The sequence below is a fragment of the Roseomonas sp. AR75 genome (genome assembly GCF_005222815.1).
Taxonomy (GTDB): domain Bacteria; phylum Pseudomonadota; class Alphaproteobacteria; order Acetobacterales; family Acetobacteraceae; genus Falsiroseomonas.
Genome location: NZ_STGB01000004.1, coordinates 655182 through 673649 on the forward strand (window position 1 = coordinate 655182; position 18468 = coordinate 673649).

7 protein-coding genes are annotated in these 18468 nt (G+C 74.4%); 3 read left to right on the top strand and 4 right to left on the bottom strand.

The window, feature by feature from the left end; genetic code table 11:
* Position 1 precedes the first annotated feature (1 nt).
* The 4 genes from E4T13_RS17210 to E4T13_RS17225 all read right to left on the bottom strand — a co-directional run bounded on the left by E4T13_RS17210 (position 2) and on the right by E4T13_RS17225 (position 12954).
* Positions 2–7195 carry an SDR family NAD(P)-dependent oxidoreductase gene (locus tag E4T13_RS17210; RefSeq protein ID WP_170985043.1) on the bottom strand — a complete coding sequence of 2398 codons (7194 nt, stop codon included), beginning with the start codon at positions 7193–7195 and terminating at the stop codon, positions 2–4.
* Positions 7196–7318: 123 nt separating this feature from the next.
* On the bottom strand, positions 7319–8587 hold the full coding sequence (locus tag E4T13_RS17215) for a glycosyltransferase family 1 protein (RefSeq protein WP_240791172.1): 1269 nt from the start codon (positions 8585–8587) through the stop codon (positions 7319–7321).
* A 240-nt stretch (positions 8588–8827) separates the two neighbouring features.
* Positions 8828–9847 carry a C-terminal binding protein gene (locus tag E4T13_RS17220; RefSeq protein WP_240791173.1) on the bottom strand — a complete coding sequence of 340 codons (1020 nt, stop codon included), beginning with the start codon at positions 9845–9847 and terminating at the stop codon, positions 8828–8830.
* Between the two features lie 80 nt (positions 9848–9927).
* Positions 9928–12954: a ribonuclease E/G gene (locus E4T13_RS17225; RefSeq protein ID WP_137179517.1), complete on the bottom strand. Its 3027-nt coding sequence runs from the start codon at positions 12952–12954 to the stop codon at positions 9928–9930.
* A 733-nt stretch (positions 12955–13687) separates the two neighbouring features.
* Between E4T13_RS17225 and E4T13_RS17230 the strand changes: the two genes are divergently transcribed.
* The 3 genes from E4T13_RS17230 to prfB all read left to right on the top strand — a co-directional run bounded on the left by E4T13_RS17230 (position 13688) and on the right by prfB (position 18461).
* Positions 13688–14488: an N-acetylmuramoyl-L-alanine amidase gene (locus tag E4T13_RS17230; protein ID WP_240791174.1), complete on the top strand. Its 801-nt coding sequence runs from the start codon at positions 13688–13690 to the stop codon at positions 14486–14488.
* 56 nt (positions 14489–14544) lie between these two features.
* On the top strand, positions 14545–17151 hold the full coding sequence (locus E4T13_RS17235) for a penicillin-binding protein 1A (RefSeq protein WP_137179519.1): 2607 nt from the start codon (positions 14545–14547) through the stop codon (positions 17149–17151).
* A gap of 179 nt (positions 17152–17330) precedes the next feature.
* On the top strand, positions 17331–18461 hold the full coding sequence (prfB, locus tag E4T13_RS17240; RefSeq protein WP_137179520.1) for a peptide chain release factor 2: 1131 nt from the start codon (positions 17331–17333) through the stop codon (positions 18459–18461).
* Positions 18462–18468: the final 7 nt, after the last annotated feature.

Consider the following 18468-nt stretch of genomic DNA (forward strand, 5'->3'; position numbering starts at 1 on the left):
TCTATCCGGCCTCGCGCAGATCCTGCTGCGACGGCTCGAAGGTTTCCATCAGCACGGCGATCGTGGCCTCCTCGGCCGCGGGCGCCAGCACCGCTCCCGCGATCTGCCGCGCCAGGGCGGCGACCGTCAACTCCTCGGACAGGCCGGCGATCGGCACCTGGCGCTTCAGCCGCGATTCCAGCGCGCCGCGCAGCTCCAGCGCGCCGAGGCTGTCGAGGCCGAGGCCGGTGACGGGGGATTCGGCGGAGATCGCCTCGGCGGGCAGGCGCAGGATGCGGCCGATCTCCTCCTGCACCAGGCGCTGGATGGTCGCCTCGGCTTCCTCGCGCGGCATGGCGGCAAGGCGGGCGCGCAGGTCGCCATCGCCCGCGCCGCTGTCCTCCGCGGCGAGCGCGGAAAACATCGGCTCCTCCATCACCGGCAGGCGCAGGCGGGTGCCGGCACCGGCCAGCCGCGCGAGGATCGGCGCGGCATGCGGCGCGGCGAGCAGCGCCGGCAGGGCGGAGAGCGCCTGCTCCGCGGTCATCGCCTCGACGCCGAGGCGGCGATGCAGCGCCTCGGCCTTGTCGGCATCCGCGGCGAGCATGCCGACATCGCCGATCGGCCCCCAGGCCACGGCGAGCGCGGGCCTGCCAGCGGCGCGGCGGCGCCGAGCGAGCGCTTCCAGCGCGGCATTGGCGGCGACGTAATTGCCCTGGCCGGGATTGCCGAAGGCGGTGGTGGCGGAGCCGAACAGCAGGAACAGGCGCAACGGATCGCTCGCGGTCAGCCGGTCCAGCGCCTCTGCCGCGCCCAGCTTCGGCCCCAGCACCTGCCGGAATTTCTGCTCGTCCATCGCGAGCGCCGCGCCATCGGCCAGCACGCCCGCGGCATGCACCACGCCGCCGATCGGATGCGCCTTGCGGATGCGCGCGAGCGTCGCCTCCAGCGCCGCGGCATCGGCGACGTCGCAGGCATGGATCGCCGCCTGCGCCCCGAGTTCCCCGAGTTCGCGCAGCGCGTCGGAATCCTCGATGCGGCGGCGGCCGATCAGGGCGAGGTGCTTCACGCCCTGCCGCGCCAGCCATTTCGCGCAGGCCAGGCCGAAGCCGCGCGTGCCGCCGGTGACGACCACCACCTGCTCCGGCTCCGGCAGCCACGGAGTGGTGGCGGCGGCTTCGCGCGGCGCGGGCGGGCGGATCACCAGCTTGCCGACATGCGCCGAGGCCTGGAGCGTGCGGAACGCCGCCTCCACCTCCTCCGGCCCGAAGACCGAGAGCGGCAGCGGTCGGAAGGTGCCGTCGCGCAGCCCCTCAGTGATGCGGGCGAGCAGCCGCGCGGCGAGCGCCGGCCTGGCGCGCGGCAGTTCGTCCACGTCCACCGCGTAGTAGGTGGCGTTGCGCCGCAGCGGGCGCAGCGGGGCGCGGCGGTTCTCCACGAAGTCGCGCTTGCCGAGTTCGACGAAGCGGCCGAAGGGCTTGGTCAGTGCCAGGCTGCGCTCCATCGCCTCGCCGGCCAGCGAGTTCAGCACCACGTCCACGCCCTCCGGCCATTCGGCACGCAGCGCGTCGGCGAAGCCGGGGTCGCGGCTGTCCAGCACCAGGTCGGCGCCGGCGGCACGCAGGAAGGCGCGCTTGGCAGCGCTGCCCGCGGTCATCGCCACGCGCGCGCCGTTCGCCTGCGCCACCTGCAGCGCCGCGAGGCCGACGGCACCGGCTCCGCCATGGATCAGCACTGTCTCCTCGGGCTGGAGACGCGCGCATTCCTCCAGCGCGTAGACCGCGGTGAGGAAGGCGACGGGGATCGTCGCCGCCTGTTCGGGCGTCAGTCCTTCGGGCAGCCGCGCCAGCGCCTCCACCCGGGTGATGGCGCGCGCCGCGAGGGCGGCCGGCGCCACGCCGAACACCCGCGCGCCGGGGCGCAGCGCGACGCCCGGCCCCGCGGCTTCCACGACGCCGGCGCATTCCATGCCGAGAGTCGGCCCGGCGAAACCGGCTTCCAGTACTTCCTCCGGCAGCAGCCCCTGCGCCCACATCAGGTCGCGGAAGTTCAGCCCCGCCGCCTCGACCCGGATCGCCACTTCGCCGGGGCCCGGGCGGCGCCGCGCGGCCGCTTCCCAGCGCAGCGTGCCGAGCCGGCCGGGTTGCGCGATGCCAAGGGCGAGCGGACCGGCAGGCGGCGGCGCGAGGAGGCCCGGCAGCAGGCGCGGCACCAGCCGGCCGGTGGCGGCGAGGCTCGCTTCCGGCTCGGCGGACTTGGCGTCGAGCTCCGCGGCCAGCCGCCGTGCCGCGGCGGAGGCCGGCATGTCCGGTGCGAGATCCACGCGGCGCGGCCTCAGCGCCGGCATCTCGTTGGCCAGCACGCGCAGAAGCCCGAGCGCGGCGGCACCTGCGGGGCGATGGGTGGCTTCCGCCGGCTGCGCGCCGCCCTGCGTCACGGCGACGAACTCCGCTGCGCTTCCGGCGGCGGCATTGGCCAGCGCCACCAGCCCCGCAAGCGTCGCCGCCAGGTCGGGCGACTCCGGCGCGAGCAGCGCGATCACCCGCGCACCCGCCAGTGCTCGCGGAGCCGGAGCCGGGCCGAAGGGCAGCCGTTCGGGCGCCGAAGCACCGGCGGCGAGGCGTGCGGCGAGCGCAGCCGCGAGCTTCTCGGCGCCCGGCTCGGCCACCAGGATGGATCGCGAAGCCGCGGGCGGCGCGGCGGCCGGCGGCGGCGGCGCCTCGGCGCCCAGCAGCACCGCGGGCCAGGGCGCGCAGGTCAGCGCCTCTGCCACGCCGGCGCGGTAGCCGGCCTCGTCCAGCCGGTTCAGCCACAGCGCCGCATCCGGCAGCGCGCCGCCTTCCGAGCCGCCGGCCGGATCGGGCCCGAGCCCGGTCCACCAGGCCGGGTCCTGGCCGCAGACGAAGGTCCAGACGCGGCCGGGGGTCGGTTCGGCCAGCAGCAGCGCACCGCCTTCGGCGAGCGCCGGGCGCACCGTGGCGGGCAGGCGCGCGCCAAGCCGCGTCCGCGCAGCGGCAGCCAGGCCGAGCACCACATCGGCCGGGCCGGGCGGCGGCGCCTCGCCGCGCGGGTCCCAGGCGGCGGACTCCAACGCCATGCCCGCAGGGGCTTCCGGCAGGGCCAGCCGTGCTTCGCCGGCCGCGATATACTCCACCCGGCGACCAAGCGGGGCGAGTCGCGCCAGCACGCGCCGCGCCAGCAAGTCGCCGGCGGCGCCCACTTCCAGGATGCGCAGCGGCCGGGCTTCCGGCCAGGAGGCCGCGAGCCCTGCCACGGCGGCGGCCAGCGCATCGGCCAGGGCGCTGAAGGCCGCGCCCGACAGCGGCGGCGGCGCGACCGGGCGCGGCATGCCGCGCAGCGCTTCCGGCACGCGCTCCGCGGCCTCCGCGATCCAGGCGAGGTCGAGGGCGAGGTCGGGATGCTCCGCCAGCACGGAGCGCCAGATCTCGGCGGATGGCGGCAGGCCGCTCTCCGGCAGCAGCCGGAAGCCGCGCGGACCGGATTCCGCGGCGCCATCCTCCACCAGCGACAGCCGCAGGAAGGCGAGATAGGCCGCGGCGGACGGCGCGGCGGCGAGCAGCGGCACCTCCTGCGCGGCGGCAGCGACATGCGCTTCCAGCAGCAGTGCGGCTTCCGCCAGGTCGCGTTGCGCCGCCTGCTCCTTCGCCGCGGCGATCGCCGGCGGCAGGGCGGGCAGCGGCGGCGGGCCTTCGGGGGCGGGGATAAGTTCGATGCGGGCGGCGGCGTCCAGCGGGTCGGCCGCGCCGGGCAGCGGGATGCGCTGGAACACCACGCCGTCCAGCCGCGCGACGACGCGACCGGCGCCATCGCGCAGCACGCAATCCGCCGCCGCCGAGCGCACGCCGCGTCGCATCAGCGCGATCTCGGCCGAGGCCGCCGGGGCAGCCGCGGTGGCGGCGACGAGCCGCCCGGCCTTCACCGGCACCAACCCAACGCCGGGCGGCAGCGCCGCGGGATCGAGCAGCGCGAAGAGCCCCTGGAACGCCCCGTCCAGCCGCGCCGGATGCAGCACGAAGTCTTCGTCCGTGGGCGCCGCGTCCGGGAGGGTGAGGCGCACCAGGGCGCGGTCGCCTTCCGCCTGCACGGACTCGACGGTGGCAAAGGCGTCCGCATAGGTCAGGCCCAGCATGGCGGCACGCGCCCGCACCGCCTCGCCCGGCAGGGGCGCGCCGGCCGCCGGCGCGCTGGGCGCGACCTCCAGCGCGGCCTGCGCCACCGGCCGCACCTCGCCCAGCGCATGCAGCGTCCAGGCCTCCTCGGCCAGGCGACGCCGGCTTTCCAGCCGGAAGGCGCCATCGGCGTCCAGCGTGCTGCGGACCTCCCGCGCCACATCCGGCTCCAGCATCAGCGGCCGCAGGATGCGGAACTCCGCCGCTTCCAGCGCGGCCGCATCCGGATGCTGCGCGCGGCCGGCGGCGAGCGCCATGTCCAGCATCGCCGCAGCCGGCAGCACCGCATCGGCACCGAGCCGATGATCCGCCAGCCAGGGCTCCAGCGCCGTGTCCAGGATGCGTGTCCAGACGCCCGGCTCCGCGCCGCGGCGGAAGCCGAGCATGGGATGGTCCAGCGCCGGCTCGGTCAGCCGGGCGCCCTCGGCGGTGGTCGCCTGCACGTAGCGCTGGCGGTCGAAGGGGGTCAGGGGCAGCCGCCGCTCGGCCGCGCCGGCGAAGGCGGGGCCGCCGCGCGGATCGGCGCCGGCCTGCACCGCACGGTCCGCGATGAGGGCGAAGGGATCTTCGTGGGTGTCCGCATCGCGGCGCGAGAGGCTTGCGAGCTGGGCCGCTTCCGTCCCAACGGCGCGCGCGGTGTCGCGCAGATAGGATTGCAGCACCGGATGCGGGCCGATCTCGAGGAAGATCCGCGCGCCCTGCTCCTGCGCGGCGCGCACCGCCGCCTCGAAGCGCACGGGTTCGCGCAGGTTGCGCCACCAATAGGCGGCATCGGCCTCGCCGGCCTCGAGCGCCGCGCCTGTGACGGTCGAGAACATCGGCCGCGCCGGCGCGCCGCAGCGGAGCCCGGACAGATCTTCGAGCAGCGCCTCCCGCACAGGGTCCATGGCCGCGCTGTGGAAGGCGTAGTCGAGGTCGAGCGGCACGAAGACATGCCGTCGCGCCTCGGCCGCCTGGCGCACGCGTTCCAGCGCCTCGGCCGGGCCGGCCAGCGTGAAGGCGCCGGGCGCGTTGCGCGCCGCGATCTCCACGCCTTCGGCGGCGGCCAGCGCCTCGGCTTCGTCCGGTGGGGCGTTGAGCGCGGCCATGCGGCCGATGCCGCGCCGCGCATGCTGGTGTCGGCTGCGCGCGACGACGAGCCGCGCCGCTTCCGGCAGGTCGAGTAGCCCCGCGGCATGCGCGGCGGCGACCTCGCCCACCGAATGGCCGAGCACCATCTCCGGCACGATGCCCTGCGCCGCCAGCGCCGGCAGCATCGCCACCTGGATCGCGAAGAGCAGCGGTTGTGCCACGTCGGTCGCCGCCAGCGCCTCGGCCGTGACGCCGGCCTCGATGCTGGCGAAGGGTGACCAGCCCAGCAGGGGGGCGAGCGCCGCGTCGGCCGCGCGCAGCCCGTCGCGGAAGGCGGCGGAGTTTCGCAGCGCCTGCTGCGCCATGCCCGCATGCTGCGCGCCATTGCCGCTGAAGACGAAGCAGAGCCCGCCGGAGACGGCGGCCGAGGCGGGACCTCCCTCGCGCCAGGCGGCCAGCGCGCCACGCAGCGATGCGACATCCGCGGCGCGCAGCGCCAGCCGCCAGGGCAGCAGGTCACGATGCCGCGCCACGCCGCGTGCCAGCGCCGCGGCCTGCCTTCCATCGGCTCCGTCCAGCCGCGCTTCCCAGCGCTGGGCCAGGGCCTTGAGCGCGGCGGCGGAGCGCGCCGAGATCACCAGCGGCGGCATCGCGCGCGACGCTGCGCTGCGCCCGCGTTTCGGCTTCGGCGCGGACCCGAGCAGCGCGCAGGCATTGGTCCCGCCGAAGCCGAAGGAATTGACGCCCGCCAGCGCATCGGCCGGCGCGTCCAGGGCCTCGGTCTGCGCGGGGACGCGGATGTTGAGTCTGTCGAAGGAGATCTGCGGGTTGGGCTCGCCCTGGTGCAGCGTCGCGGGGGCGCGGCGCTTCTCCAGCACCAGCATCGCTTTGAGCAGCCCGGCGATGCCGGAGGCCGGCTCCAGATGGCCGATATTCGTCTTCACGGAGCCGACCGGCAGCGGCGCGGCGCGGCGCGATGCGGCGGCCTGCCCGATCGCCCAGGCCTCGGCCGGATCGCCTGCCTGGGTGCCGGTGCCATGCGCCTCGAAATACGCCAGGCGGTCGGGCGCAACGCCCGCCTCCGCCATCACCTGCCGGATCAGCCGCGCCTGCGCCTCCCGGTTCGGCAGGGCCAGGCCGATGGTGCGGCCGGCGCTGTTCACCCCGGTGGCGTGGATCACGCCGCGCACAAGGTCGCCGTCGCGTAGCGCGGCGTCGAGCGGCTTCAGGAGCAGCGCGCCCGCACCCTCCGCCCGCACATAGCCATCGGCCAGCGCCGAGAAGGCGCGGCAGCGACCGGTAGGCGACAGCATGCCGGCGCGGGAGAAGCCGACGAAGGCGTAGGGCGAGAGCAGCAACTGCACCCCCGCCGCGATCGCTGCCGGGATGCGCCCCTCCGCCAGCGCCCGGCAGGCGGCGTGCAGCGCGACGAGGGAGGAGGAGCAGGCGGTGTCGATCGTCTCCGCCGGGCCGCGCAGGTCGAACACGTTGGTCAGCCGGTTCGCCAGGATCGAGAGCGCGTTGCCCGTCATGAAGTAGCGGTCGCCGCCCGAGGGATCCTGCAGGCGCAGTTCGCCGTAATCGGTGGAGGAACCGCCGATGAAGACGCCGACCTCCTGCCCGGCGAGGGTGGAAGGCCGCCAGCCGGCATCCTCGATGGCGCCCTGCGTCACCTCCAGCAGCAGGCGCTGCTGCGGGTCCATCTCCTGCGCCTCGCGCGGGGAGATGCCGAAGGCGGCGGCGTCGAAGCCGTGCGCGTCGCCGATATGGCCGGCCGCGAAGGTGTAGCTGCGGCCGGGCTCGCCACGCCGCGGATGGAAGAAGGCGGCCTGGTTGAAGCGGTCCGCCGGCAGCGTGGTCACGGCGTCGGTGCCGGCGTCCAGCAGCGTCCAGAACGCGTCCAGGTCCGGCGCCCCCGGCAGGCGGCAGGCCGCGCCGACGATGGCGATGGGCATGGGTTCGGCAGCCGCCCGGGGGCGGCGACGGGGAGGCGCCATCAGGCCGGTTCCGTCCGCGTCAGGGGCGGCCGGCGCGCAGCCGCGCGCGGCCCGGCCTTGCGGGAGGTGTCATGCCCGCGCTCACCCTGCCGGCTCGTGGTCGCGCGCGACGGGGCGCCGCGCCACGGGCACCGCCGGCGACGCGGGCAGGCGCTCCGGCGAGGGGCCCCGCACCAGGAGCTCCAGCAGCCGGTCCACTGCCTCGAAATGGTCGGACCAGGCGGGCGGCCTCCAGGCGCCGAGGCGGCCAAGCTGGGCGCGGCGCGCGCTGCTGTCCGAGCGGGCATAGTCCAGCACGCTGCTCCGCCAGGCCGGCCCGTCCAGCGGATCGAGATAATCCGGCACGCTGCCGCCCACCTCCCGCAGCGCCGCGAGGTCCGAGGCGATGGCCGGCACGCCGAGCGCCAGCGCCTCGGCCAGCGGCAGGCCGAAGCCCTCGGCGAAGGACGGGAAGAGCAAGGCGCGCGCGCCACGCAGCAGGGAGGCGACCTCGCGGTCCGGCAGGGCGCCCGTTTCCCGCACGAGTCCGTCGATGGCGGCGCAGCGCTCGAGCATGTCGAGCACGTTCTCGTTCTCCCAGCCGCGCCGTCCCACCACGACCAGGCGCGGCGCGGCGGGCCCCAGGGTCGCGGCGAACTGGCGCCACAGGTTCAGCAGCAGCAGGTGGTTCTTGCGCGGCTCGATCGTGCCGAGCGCAACGAAATAGGGGCGCAGCGCGACCGGCGGCTCGTCCACGGCGGGCGGGCTGACGCCGAGCGGGGCGACGGCGATCGCCGGCGGGTTGGAGCGCCCTGCCAGCCAGGGCGTCAGCTCCGCGCCGGTGGCGGCGGAGTTCACCACGATCGCATCGGCAAGCGCGGCGGTGGTCGCGATCCGGCGGCGATGCGTCTCGGCCACGCCGGCGCGGGCGAATTCGGGATGCTGCAGCGGGATCAGGTCGTGGATGAGCGGGATGAACCAGCAGCCCTGCCGGCGCAGCGCGGCGATCCGGGCCGGTCGTTCCAGCGCACGATGGGACACCAGCAGGAACGCCTTTGCGCCGGGCTTGCGCAGCAGCGCGACCAGCGCGCTGCGGCCGAAGGGCAGGGCGAGTCGCGCCCGGCGCGCCGCGGGTGCGGCGCTGCGGCCACCATGCAGCCAGCATTCTTCCAATGCGGCAACGAGGTCGGCCACAACCTGGCGTGGCAGTGCCGCGAATCCCAGCAGGGGCAACTCCGCGACGAAGGTGCAGTCACCATCCGGTTCCGACGACCAGCGGCGCGCATAGGCAAGCTCGACCCGGTCGATTCCCGTCGGTGCAGGCCGATGCGCGACGGTCAGAAGCCGGGAGATGTCAAGGATGACCTGCAACCGACCCCCCAAAATCCCGTGAACACGGCGACATCATGTCAAAACATTCCAGTACCGTAGGCAAAACTCGCCTCCCGGGCTTGGACGGTCCAGTTTTTCTGACGCGTGGGGAGAGTATGCTACGCTGCGGCGCAACGATCAATCAAAGGTGCGTCATCGAATCCAACACACGCACCAGTTGTGACTTTGCAGCCCTGCGTGGGCTCGCCCGGTGGCCATGCCACCGGGCGGCGAGCCGGATCAATCCGATTCAGGAGGAATCGCGTTCGCCGAGCCGCCGAACAGCAGCGCGTCGCGCATCGTCTCCGCGCTCTTGCGGCGGATGTCGGCCCAGGCCTCCGGCGTGTGGAAGGCGCTGTGCGGGGTGATGATCACCCGCCCAAGCAGCCAGGGCTCCTTGCGGCGATAGGCGGCAAGCAGGGAGGGCACCGGTTCCACCGGCGGCTCCACCGGGATCACGTCCAGCCCGGCGCCGGCGAGATGGCCGGAGCGCAGCGCCGCCTCCAGCGCATCGATGTCGAGGCTGGTGCCGCGCGCGGTGTTCACGACGATGGCGTTCCGCGGCAGCAGCGCCAGTTCCGGCGCGCCGACCAGGCCGCGCGTCTTGCGCGTGTCCGGCACATGGATCGACAGCACGTCGGCCTGCGGCAGGAGCTCCTGCAAGGTGCGGGCGCGCTCGATGCCGAGCGCCCGGTCCACGCCATTCGGCAGGAAGGGATCGAAGAAGACCACGCGGAAGCCGAGCGCCTTGGCGCGCAGCGCCGCCGCGGTGCCGATGCGCCCGAGGCCGATGATGCCGAAGCTCTGGGCGCCAAGCCGGCGGATCAAAGGGCTGTCCATGTAGCGCCAGGGCGCGGGCGGATCGGCGCGCTGCAGGTCATGATGCAGCAGCAGCCCCCGACGCAGCGCCAGCGTCAGGGCGATCGCGTGGTCCGCGACCTCCATCGTGCCGTAATCCGGCACGTTGCAGACGGTGATGCCGCGCGCCGCGCAGGCGGCGCGGTCCAGCCGGTCATAGCCGACGCCCATGCGCACCACGGCCTTGAGCTTCGGGAAGCGCGCGATGTGATGGGGCTTCAGCCAGTGGCGGAAGATCAGCAGCCCGTCCACCTTCTCGCAGACCGCGTCCGGCAGCATGTCCAGGCTCTCGGTGTGCGGCGCGCCGCCATGGATGATCTCGACCTCCGGGCCGAAGACCTCCTGCTCCAGCGCGGTGTCCGGATACATCGCTTCCGGTTCGAGCACCGTCAGTCGGGCCACGTGCAAGGCTCCTGCAAGGAGGCCGCCGCGCCTGCGCGCGACGGCCCTCGGGTTGGTCTGGAAAGGGGTCGGGGAGGCGCCTAGCGGCGCCACCAGCCGCGCTTGCGCGGCATCTCCCCGGCCTCGCCGCCAAGCACGATCGGCGCGACGGGCGGGCCGATCACGGGCTCGGCCGGCGTCCGCGGGCCGGGCTCCGCCGGAGCGGGCGCGGCCGCAGGTTCGGGCGCGGCGGCTGGCTCGGCGGGTGCCAGCTCGGCCGGTGCCGCCTGGGCCGGTGCCGCCTGGACGGGTGCCGCCTGGGCAGGTGGTGCCTCGGCCGGGGCCGCTTCGGCCGGCGCAGGCGGTTCGGGCTCAGGGGCGGCCTCGGCGGGCGGGGCGGCGAGCGCTTCCGCCGTGGCCGGAGCGGGCTCGGCCGGAGCCTCCATCGCCGGAGTCTCCGCGACGGGCGCCTCCACGGCGGGCGGCGCGGCGCGGCGCGGGCGGGTGGCGCGCGCCGCGGCCTCCTGCTCGGCGGCTTCCATCGCCATCAGGATCTCGTCCATCTGCCCGGCGAAGGGATCGGCGGGCGTGGGCGCGCGGCGCGGTGACGGCGGTGCCGCGGGCGGCGGTGCGGCGGCGACAGGGGGTGCCTCCGCCGGCTCCTGGCCCTCACCCTCGGGGCGCCGGCGACGGCCACCCCGGCGTCCGCGGCGGCGGCGCGCCTCGCCGGCTTCGCTGTCCGCCTCGGACTCGGCTTCGGCGTCGGGTTCTGCCTCGCCGTCCGCGGCGGGCTCCGCCGCAGGCTCGGCACCTGGCTGCGCCTCGGCGGCCTGGGCCTCGGCCTCCTCGGCCTCGTCCTCCTCCTCGCCATCCTCGGCGCCGGCGTCGCCGGGCGTGCCCTCGCTGCCCTCGCGACGACCACCGCGGCGGCGGCGGCGGCGGCGGCGGCCGCGATTGGCGGCGGCATCGCCCTCCGCCTCGGCGCGCGGCTCGGAGTCGGGGCGCGCCTCGGCGGCCTCGGGCTCGGCCTCGGCGGGCTCGGGCGCCTCAGGCTCTGGCGCGTAGTCCATGCGCAGCGCGGCGGGACGCTCGGCGATGGCATCGGGATTCTGCGCCCGCGTGCGGTCGATCCGCAGCCCCGGCGCCGGCAGGCTGTCATCGGCCTGGACCAGGATCGTCATGCCGAAGCGCTGCTCGTCCTCCATCAGGCGCTCGCGCTTCTTGTTGAGCAGCCAGAACGCCACCTGCGTCGCGCAATGCACGACGATCTCGGCGGCGCGGCGGCGGCCGCCCTCCTCCTCGATCGCCCGCAGCACGGCCAGGCCGCTGCTTTCCACGCTGCGCACCAGGCCTCGGCCCTGGCAGTGCGGGCAGGCGACGAAGGCATGCTCGACCAGGGAGGGGCGAAGCCGCTGGCGCGACATCTCCAGCAGGCCGAAATGGCTGATGCGGCCGACCTGGATGCGCGCGCGGTCCTGCTTCAGCGCCTCCTTCAGGCGGCGCTCGACCATGCCGTCGTGCTTGGACGACTCCATGTCGATGAAGTCGATGACGATGAGGCCGGCCAGGTCGCGCAGGCGAAGCTGGCGCGCCACCTCGTCCGCGGCTTCCAGGTTGGTGCGCAGCGCGGTGTCCTCGATGTGGCGGTCGCGCGTGGCGCGGCCGGAGTTCACGTCGATGGCGACCAGCGCCTCGGTCTGGTTGATGACGATGTAGCCGCCCGACTTCAGCTGGACCGTCGGGTTGTGCATCTGCTCCAGCTGCTGGTCCACGCCGAAGCGGGCAAAGAGCGGCATGCCGTCGCGGGAGATGCGGACCTTCTGCGCGTGCTGCGGCATCAGCATCCGCATGAACTCGCGCGCGTCGTTGTAGGCGTCGTCGCCCTCGACGACGACCTCCTCCACGTCCTTGCCGAAGGTGTCGCGGATGGAGCGCTTGATGAGGTCGGCTTCCTCGTAGATCAGGGCGGGCGCCGTGCTGGCGAAGGTGCGTTCGCGGATGTTGTCCCAAAGCCGCAGCAGGTATTCGCAGTCGCGCTTGATCTCGGGCTTCGGCCGCTGCGCCCCGGCGGTGCGCACGATCAGGCTCATGCCGTCGGGCAGTGAGAGGTCGTCGATCACCTCCCGCAGGCGCTTGCGGTCGGCGGCCGAGGTGATCTTGCGGGAGACGCCGCCGCCGCGCGGGCTGTTCGGCATCAGCACGGAGAAGCGGCCGGCGAGCGAGATGTAGGTGGTGAGCGCCGCGCCCTTCGTGCCGCGCTCCTCCTTCACCACCTGCACCAGCATGATCTGCCGGCGCTTGATGACTTCCTGGATCTTGTAGTGGCGCAGGAACTTCGGCGGGATGCGGCGTTCGCGCACGTCATCCTCGGTGGAGCCGCCGACGGTCTCGGGCGGCAGGGCAGGCTCGCCGGCATCGCCGTCGTTCTCGGCGCCGTCGTTGTCGCCGCCGTCGCTCTCGCCGTTGTCGCGATCGCCATTCGCCTCCGCCGCCGCGGCGGCGTCCTGCGCGGCCTCGCCGGGCAGGCGGTCCTCTCCGTCGGGCGCGGGCTCGGCCGTTTCCGGGGCTGCGGAGGGCACGCCGGCGGGCGGCAGCGCCACGCCCTCATGCGGCACGGTCGCCTCGGCGGCGGCGGCTTCGATGGTGACGATCCGGGCCTCGACCGTCTCGGTCACGACGGCCTCGGCATCCCCCGGCGGGGCGGTGTCGGCGGCGGCGGCGAGGGGTTCGCCATCGCCAGTCGGCGCCTCCGCCACGGCGGCTTCCAGCGCGTCGTTCAGCGCGGCGTCGTTGGCGCGGGCGGCATCCTCGGCCTCCTCGCGGCGGCGATCCTCCTCCGCCTCGGCGCGCTGCATCTCCAGCAGGCGCTGCCGGTCGGCGATGGGGATCTGGTAGTAGTCGGGATGAATCTCGCCGAAGGCCAGGAAGCCGTGGCGGTTGCCGCCGTATTCGACGAAGGCGGCCTGCAGGCTGGGCTCCACCCGCACGACGCGGGCGAGGTAGATGTTGCCCTTCAGGGGCATCCGGTTGGCGGACTCGATGTCGAAGGCTTCGAGCCGGTTGCCGTCCAGCACCGCCACCCGCGTCTCTTCGGGGTGGGATGCGTCGATCAGCATGCGCTTGGTCATGGAAGCGGGGACTCCGCGCCGCAGCGGCGGTAGGCCCGGCTGCGACGGAGAAGGGTGGCGGGGCCCGGGAAGCGGCGGCGGCGCGGCAGGAGACTGACCATGCGGCGGCGACCCGATCCTCTTCTCGGTGGACCGGCCCGTCGGGGGCAGGTCCGGGTGGGGTCTCTGGACCGGCTTGCGTGACGGCGGCCGCGCCGCATCCACGTCCGCCGGTCCGGCGGAAGCGCCTCGCGATGCCCCGTAGCCCTCCGGGCGGCGCACGCGGGCCGCGCCGAAGGGCGGGCCGAAGGTCGCGGGCGCCGATCGCAGGCGCGGTCGGGCGGGCGGCGGGCGTGGGGCAAGCCCCGGGCCCGGGCGGAAATGGCCAGGGAGGGGGCGTGTCGCGCGCGCTCCGCGCCGGCGGGGACGTGGTTGCGGCTTCTGGCGAAGCGCGAGAGGGGCCAGGAACAGCCCATCCCATGCCAGAACTGAGACCCGGGCCTGCCGCCGCGCGCCGCGCACGGCGGTCGGGACGGGGGCAGGCGGGTCACGCGAACGGATACGACCCTGCCGACGGCGTCGCCGCCGGGGCACCCCACCATAAGTGTCACGCTCGCTCTCCACAAGGCGCTGCTGCCGGGCTGCTCACGTCGGGTTCAACCGCGGCGGCAGGCTTTCCTGGCAAGCCCCGGAGCGCATGTGGTATTCCCGGCGGGGCCGGACTGCGGGGGCGGTGCCGGCACAGGGGGATCCGATGCTGCGCCGTCGCGAGCTGGCGGGAATTCTGCTCGCCTTCGCCGCGCTGCCGCCGCCGGCAGCCGCACAGACCAGCCGCAGGACGCCGCGCCAGGGGGCGGCGCCGAAGCCGCTCGTCGTGCTCGATCCCGGCCATGGTGGCCGGGACCCCGGCGCGATCGGCACCAGGGGCACGCGCGAGAAGACCATCGTCCTGGCCACCGCGCAGGAACTGCGCCGGCTGCTGGAAGCCTCCGGCCGGTGCCGGGTGGTGATGACCCGCACCGGCGACCGCTTCGTCTCGCTGGGCGGAAGGGTGGAATTCGCGCGGCGGCGCGAAGCCGCGCTGTTCGTCTCGATCCATGCCGACAGCGCGCCGGGTGCGCGCGGCGCCTCGGTCTATACGCTCGGCGAGAATTCCGACGCCCTCGCGGGCGCGCTGGCGCGCCGGGAGAACCAGGCGGACCGTGCCGGCGGGTTGCGCACGCCCTCCCTCTCGCCCGAGGTGCAGGCCATCCTGCTCTCCCTGATGCGGGCGGAGACCCGCGCCGGCAGTGCCCGCATGGCGAGGCTGGTGGTGGACTCGCTGGATGGCGAGGTGCCGCTGCTGCCGAACACGCATCGCCGCGCCGGCTTCGCCGTGCTGAAGGCGCCCGAGATCCCCTCGGTGCTGGTCGAGATCGGTTTCCTGTCCAACCCGCAGGACGAGGCGGCGCTGCGCCGGCGCGACCACCGCGCCAAGGTGGCGCGGGCCCTGTCGCTGGCGGTGCAGAGCTATCTGGCGCGGGCCGGCCGGTCGCCGGCCTTGGCAACGGGATAGCGGCCTCGCGCGGGCGGCATGTGCCAGCGCCGCGCGGCTGGTGTATGGAGCGCGGCATGGATATCCCCGAGCTTCGCGCCGAGGGCCGGATGGTGGGCGGGAAGGGCGCTGCCCAGGCGCCCGCCGCCGCCCCGGCCCCCGACGCCCCGCCGCCGCCCGAGAAGCGCCCGCGCAAGCGGCGCCGGATGAGCTTCCTTGGCCTGCTGGTCCGCACGGGTCTGGTGCTGGGCGTCGCCGGCGCACTGGCGGCGGGCGTCGCCGGCTTCGCGCTGTACCGCTCGGCCGACGCCGACCTGCCGGACTACACCTGGCTGGCCGACTACCAGCCGCCGCAGTTGAGCCGCGTCTACGCCGCCGACAGCCGCCTGATGGCGGAGCTGGCGCAGGAACGCCGCGTCTTCGTGCCGATCGAGGCCATCCCGCAGCGTGTGCAGCAGGCCTTCGTCTCCGCCGAGGACCAGAATTTCTGGTCGCATCCCGGCGTCGACCCGATGGCGATCGCCCGCGCGGTGCTGGTGAATGTGGAGCAGATGAGCACCGGCCGCCGGCCGATCGGCGCCTCCACCATCACGCAGCAGGTCGCCAAGAACATGCTGGTCGGCAACGACCGGACCATGGCGCGCAAGCTGCGCGAGGCGATCCTGGCGATGCGCATCGAGCAGGCGATGCCGAAGGCGCGCATCCTGGAGATCTACCTCAACGAGATCTTCCTGGGCGCGCAGGCCTATGGCGTCGCCTCCGCCGCGCAGAACTACTTCAACAAGTCGCTGGACGAGCTGACGCTGGCGGAGGCCGCCTTCCTGGCGGCGCTGCCGAAGGCGCCCAACAACTACAACCCGCTGCGCTACCCCGACGCCGCAAAGGCGCGGCGGGACTGGGTGCTGGGCCGCATGGCGGAGGATGGCCACATCACCCGGGCCGAGGCCGAGGCCGCGATGGCCGAGCCGATCGTGCCACGTCCATCCCGCCGCCCGGACATGGTCGCCGTCGGCCAGCACTTCACCGAGGAGGTACGGCGCGAACTCGTCGCCCGCTTCGGCGCCGACCAGACCACGATGGGCGGGCTGGTGGTGCGCACCTCGCTCGAACCGACGCTGCAGGCGGAGGCCGAGCAGTCGCTGCGCCGCGGCCTGCTCGACTTCGATCGCCGCCGCGGCGGCTGGCGCGGCCCGGTGGCCAAGATCCCCGCCGGCGCGACCGAATGGCTGCCCGCCCTGCAGGAGGTGCAGCGGCCGCCGGGCATGCTGCCCGAATGGCGGCTGGCCGTGGCGCTCGAGGTGCGCGACCGGGAGGCGAAGCTCACCTGGCTGGAGCGCCCGGACCAGCGCGCGGCGCCGCAGCCGCGCAGCGCCTCGCTGTTCCTGGAGGACGTCACCCCCTGGGCGCGCCCGGTGCGCGACGGCCGGCTCGGCGCCGTGCCGCGCCGCCTGGCGGACGTGATCCAGCCCGGCGACGTGGTGATGGTGGAGACGCTGCCCGCCACCCCCGCGCAGGGCCGCACGCCCGCCCGGCCGGAGCGCCTGGCGCTGCGCCAGGTGCCGGAGGTGGAAGGCGCGATCGTCGCGCTCGATCCGAACAACGGCCGCGTGCTGGCGATGGTCGGCGGCTGGTCCTTCGACAAGTCCTGGTTCAACCGCGCCACCCAGGCGCAGCGCCAGCCCGGCTCCTCCTTCAAGCCTTACGTCTACCTGACGGCGCTGGAGGCGGGCATCCCGCCGAACCAGCTCCTGCTGGATGCGCCGGTGGAGATCATGACGCCGCAGGGCCTGTGGCGGCCGGGCAATTACGGCGCCACCGCGCCGCAAGGCTGGGTCACCATGCGCAGCGCCATGGAGCGTAGCCTGAACCTGGTGACGGTGCGGCTGGCGCAGCAGGTCGGCATCGCGGCGGTGGCCGAGACGGCGCGGAATTTCGGCGTGATCCCGAACATGCCGCGCTACCTCGCGATGTCGCTCGGCGCGGGCGAGACGACGGTGCTGCGTCAGGCCGCGGGCTATGCGGGCTTCGTCAATGGCGGACGTCAGGTGACGCCGACGCTGATCGACACCGTGCAGGACCGGCACGGGCGCCTGGTGTGGCGCACCGACCAGCGGCGCTGCGAGGGCTGCGACAGCACCAGCCCCTCCGCGGGCCCGCCGACCCTGACCGAGGAACGCCGGCAGATCGCCGATCCCGTCGCGTCCTTCCAGATGGTGAGCCTGCTGCAGGGTGTGGTGCAGCGCGGCACCGGCACCCGGGCGGGCGAGGGTCTCGGCCGGCCGGTCGCCGGCAAGACCGGCACCACGGACGACTACAAGGATGCCTGGTTTGTCGGCTTCACGCCTGACCTCGTCGTGGCGGTGTGGATCGGTTACGACGACCCCCGCAGCATGGCGGTGCCCGGGCTGCCCGATGCGGATGTCACGGGCGGTCGGCTGGCTGCCCCGGTATTCCATGACGTGATGGCAGCCGCGACGCAGGGCACCCCGCCGCTGCCCTTCCGGGCGCCGCCGGGCACGGCCCTGGTGCGCATCCAGATGGCGAACGGCCAGACCATCCTGGAGCCCTTCCGGCCCGGCACGGAGAATTCCGCGCGGCCGCCTTCCGATCCCTTCGCCTCGGGCGGCAATGCGGGCGGCTCGGCGGCCGCCGGGTTGGACAGCGGATTGGGGGGACTTTATTGATGCCCTGCCTATCACTGCCCTCAGGCGCCGGGCGCGCGCATCATGCCGGAGGCATGCCAAGGCATGACGCGCTTGGCTTCCGCACCTCAGACCTGTTCCGCTGACGTCGCGGCCGTTCTCTGCGCGGCGCGCTGACGCGCGCTGCGTGCGCTCATTCCCGTTGGATCCTAGCTGCTGCCATGCGTGCTGACGCCGAGAGCCTGAAGACCGAGATCGCGGAGAGCGTCGCGCTGCTCCGCCGCCACCTGGACTGGGACGCCGCCCTGGTGCGGCTGGCCGAGCTGAATGCGCGCGCCGAGGACCCGGATCTCTGGAACAAGGCCGCGGAGGCGCAGGCGGTGATGCGCGAGCGCAACCGCATCGCCGCCCAGGTCGAGGGCGTGCAGAAGCTGGAGAAGGACGTCACCGACGCGCTCGAGCTGATCGAACTCGCCGAGGCGGAAGGCGATGCCGGCACGGCCGATGCCGCGGTGGCCGACCTTCGCCGCGCCGCCGCCGAGGCCAAGCGCCTGGAGATCGAGAGCCTGCTCTCCGGCGAGGCCGATGCGAATGACTGCTACCTCGAGGTCAATGCCGGCGCCGGCGGGACCGAGGCGCAGGACTGGGCCGAGATGCTGCTGCGCATGTACACCCGCTGGGCCGAAGCGCATGGCTACAAGGTCGCGATGACCGAGCAATCCGAGGGCGAGCAGGCCGGCATCAAATCCGCCACCATCCAAGTGACTGGCGCCAACGCCTATGGCTGGCTGAAGACCGAGAGCGGGGTGCACAGGCTGGTGCGCATCAGCCCATTCGACGCCGCGGCGCGACGCCAGACCAGCTTCGCCAGCGTCTATGTCTATCCGGTGATCGACGACCGCATCGAGGTCGAGATCAACCCAGCCGATCTCAAGACCGACACGTTCCGTGCGTCGGGCGCCGGCGGCCAGCACGTCAACAAGACCGAATCCGGCGTGCGCTTCACCCACATGCCGACCGGCATCGTGGTGGCGAGCACGCAGGACCGCAGCCAGCACCGCAACCGCGCGATCGCGATGGAGATGCTGAAGGCGCGGCTGTACGAGCTGGAGCTGCGCAAGCGCGAGGCGATCAACGCCGCGACGGAAGCCGGCAAGACCGATATCGGCTGGGGCCACCAGATCCGCAGCTACGTTCTGCAGCCCTATCAGATGGTGAAGGACCTGCGCACCGGCGTGGAGAAAGGCAACCCCGACGCCGTGCTGGATGGCGAGCTCGACGAGTTCATGGCCGCCGCGCTCGCGCTGCGCGTCGGCACCACCCGATCCGACGCCAGCGCGCAGGCGCAGTAGGCGCGCG

Bases quoted from the DNA above. Each gene is read 5' to 3' on its own strand.
- E4T13_RS17210 (WP_170985043.1), bottom strand. From the start codon at position 7,195: ATGCCCATCGCCATCGTCGGCGCGGCCTGCCGCCTGCCGGGGGCGCCG.
- prfB (WP_137179520.1), top strand. From the start codon at position 17,331: ATGCGTGCTGACGCCGAGAGCCTGAAGACCGAGATCGCGGAGAGCGTC.
- E4T13_RS17230 (WP_240791174.1), top strand. From the start codon at position 13,688: ATGCTGCGCCGTCGCGAGCTGGCGGGAATTCTGCTCGCCTTCGCCGCG.
- E4T13_RS17235 (WP_137179519.1), top strand. From the start codon at position 14,545: ATGGATATCCCCGAGCTTCGCGCCGAGGGCCGGATGGTGGGCGGGAAG.
- E4T13_RS17225 (WP_137179517.1), bottom strand. From the start codon at position 12,954: ATGACCAAGCGCATGCTGATCGACGCATCCCACCCCGAAGAGACGCGG.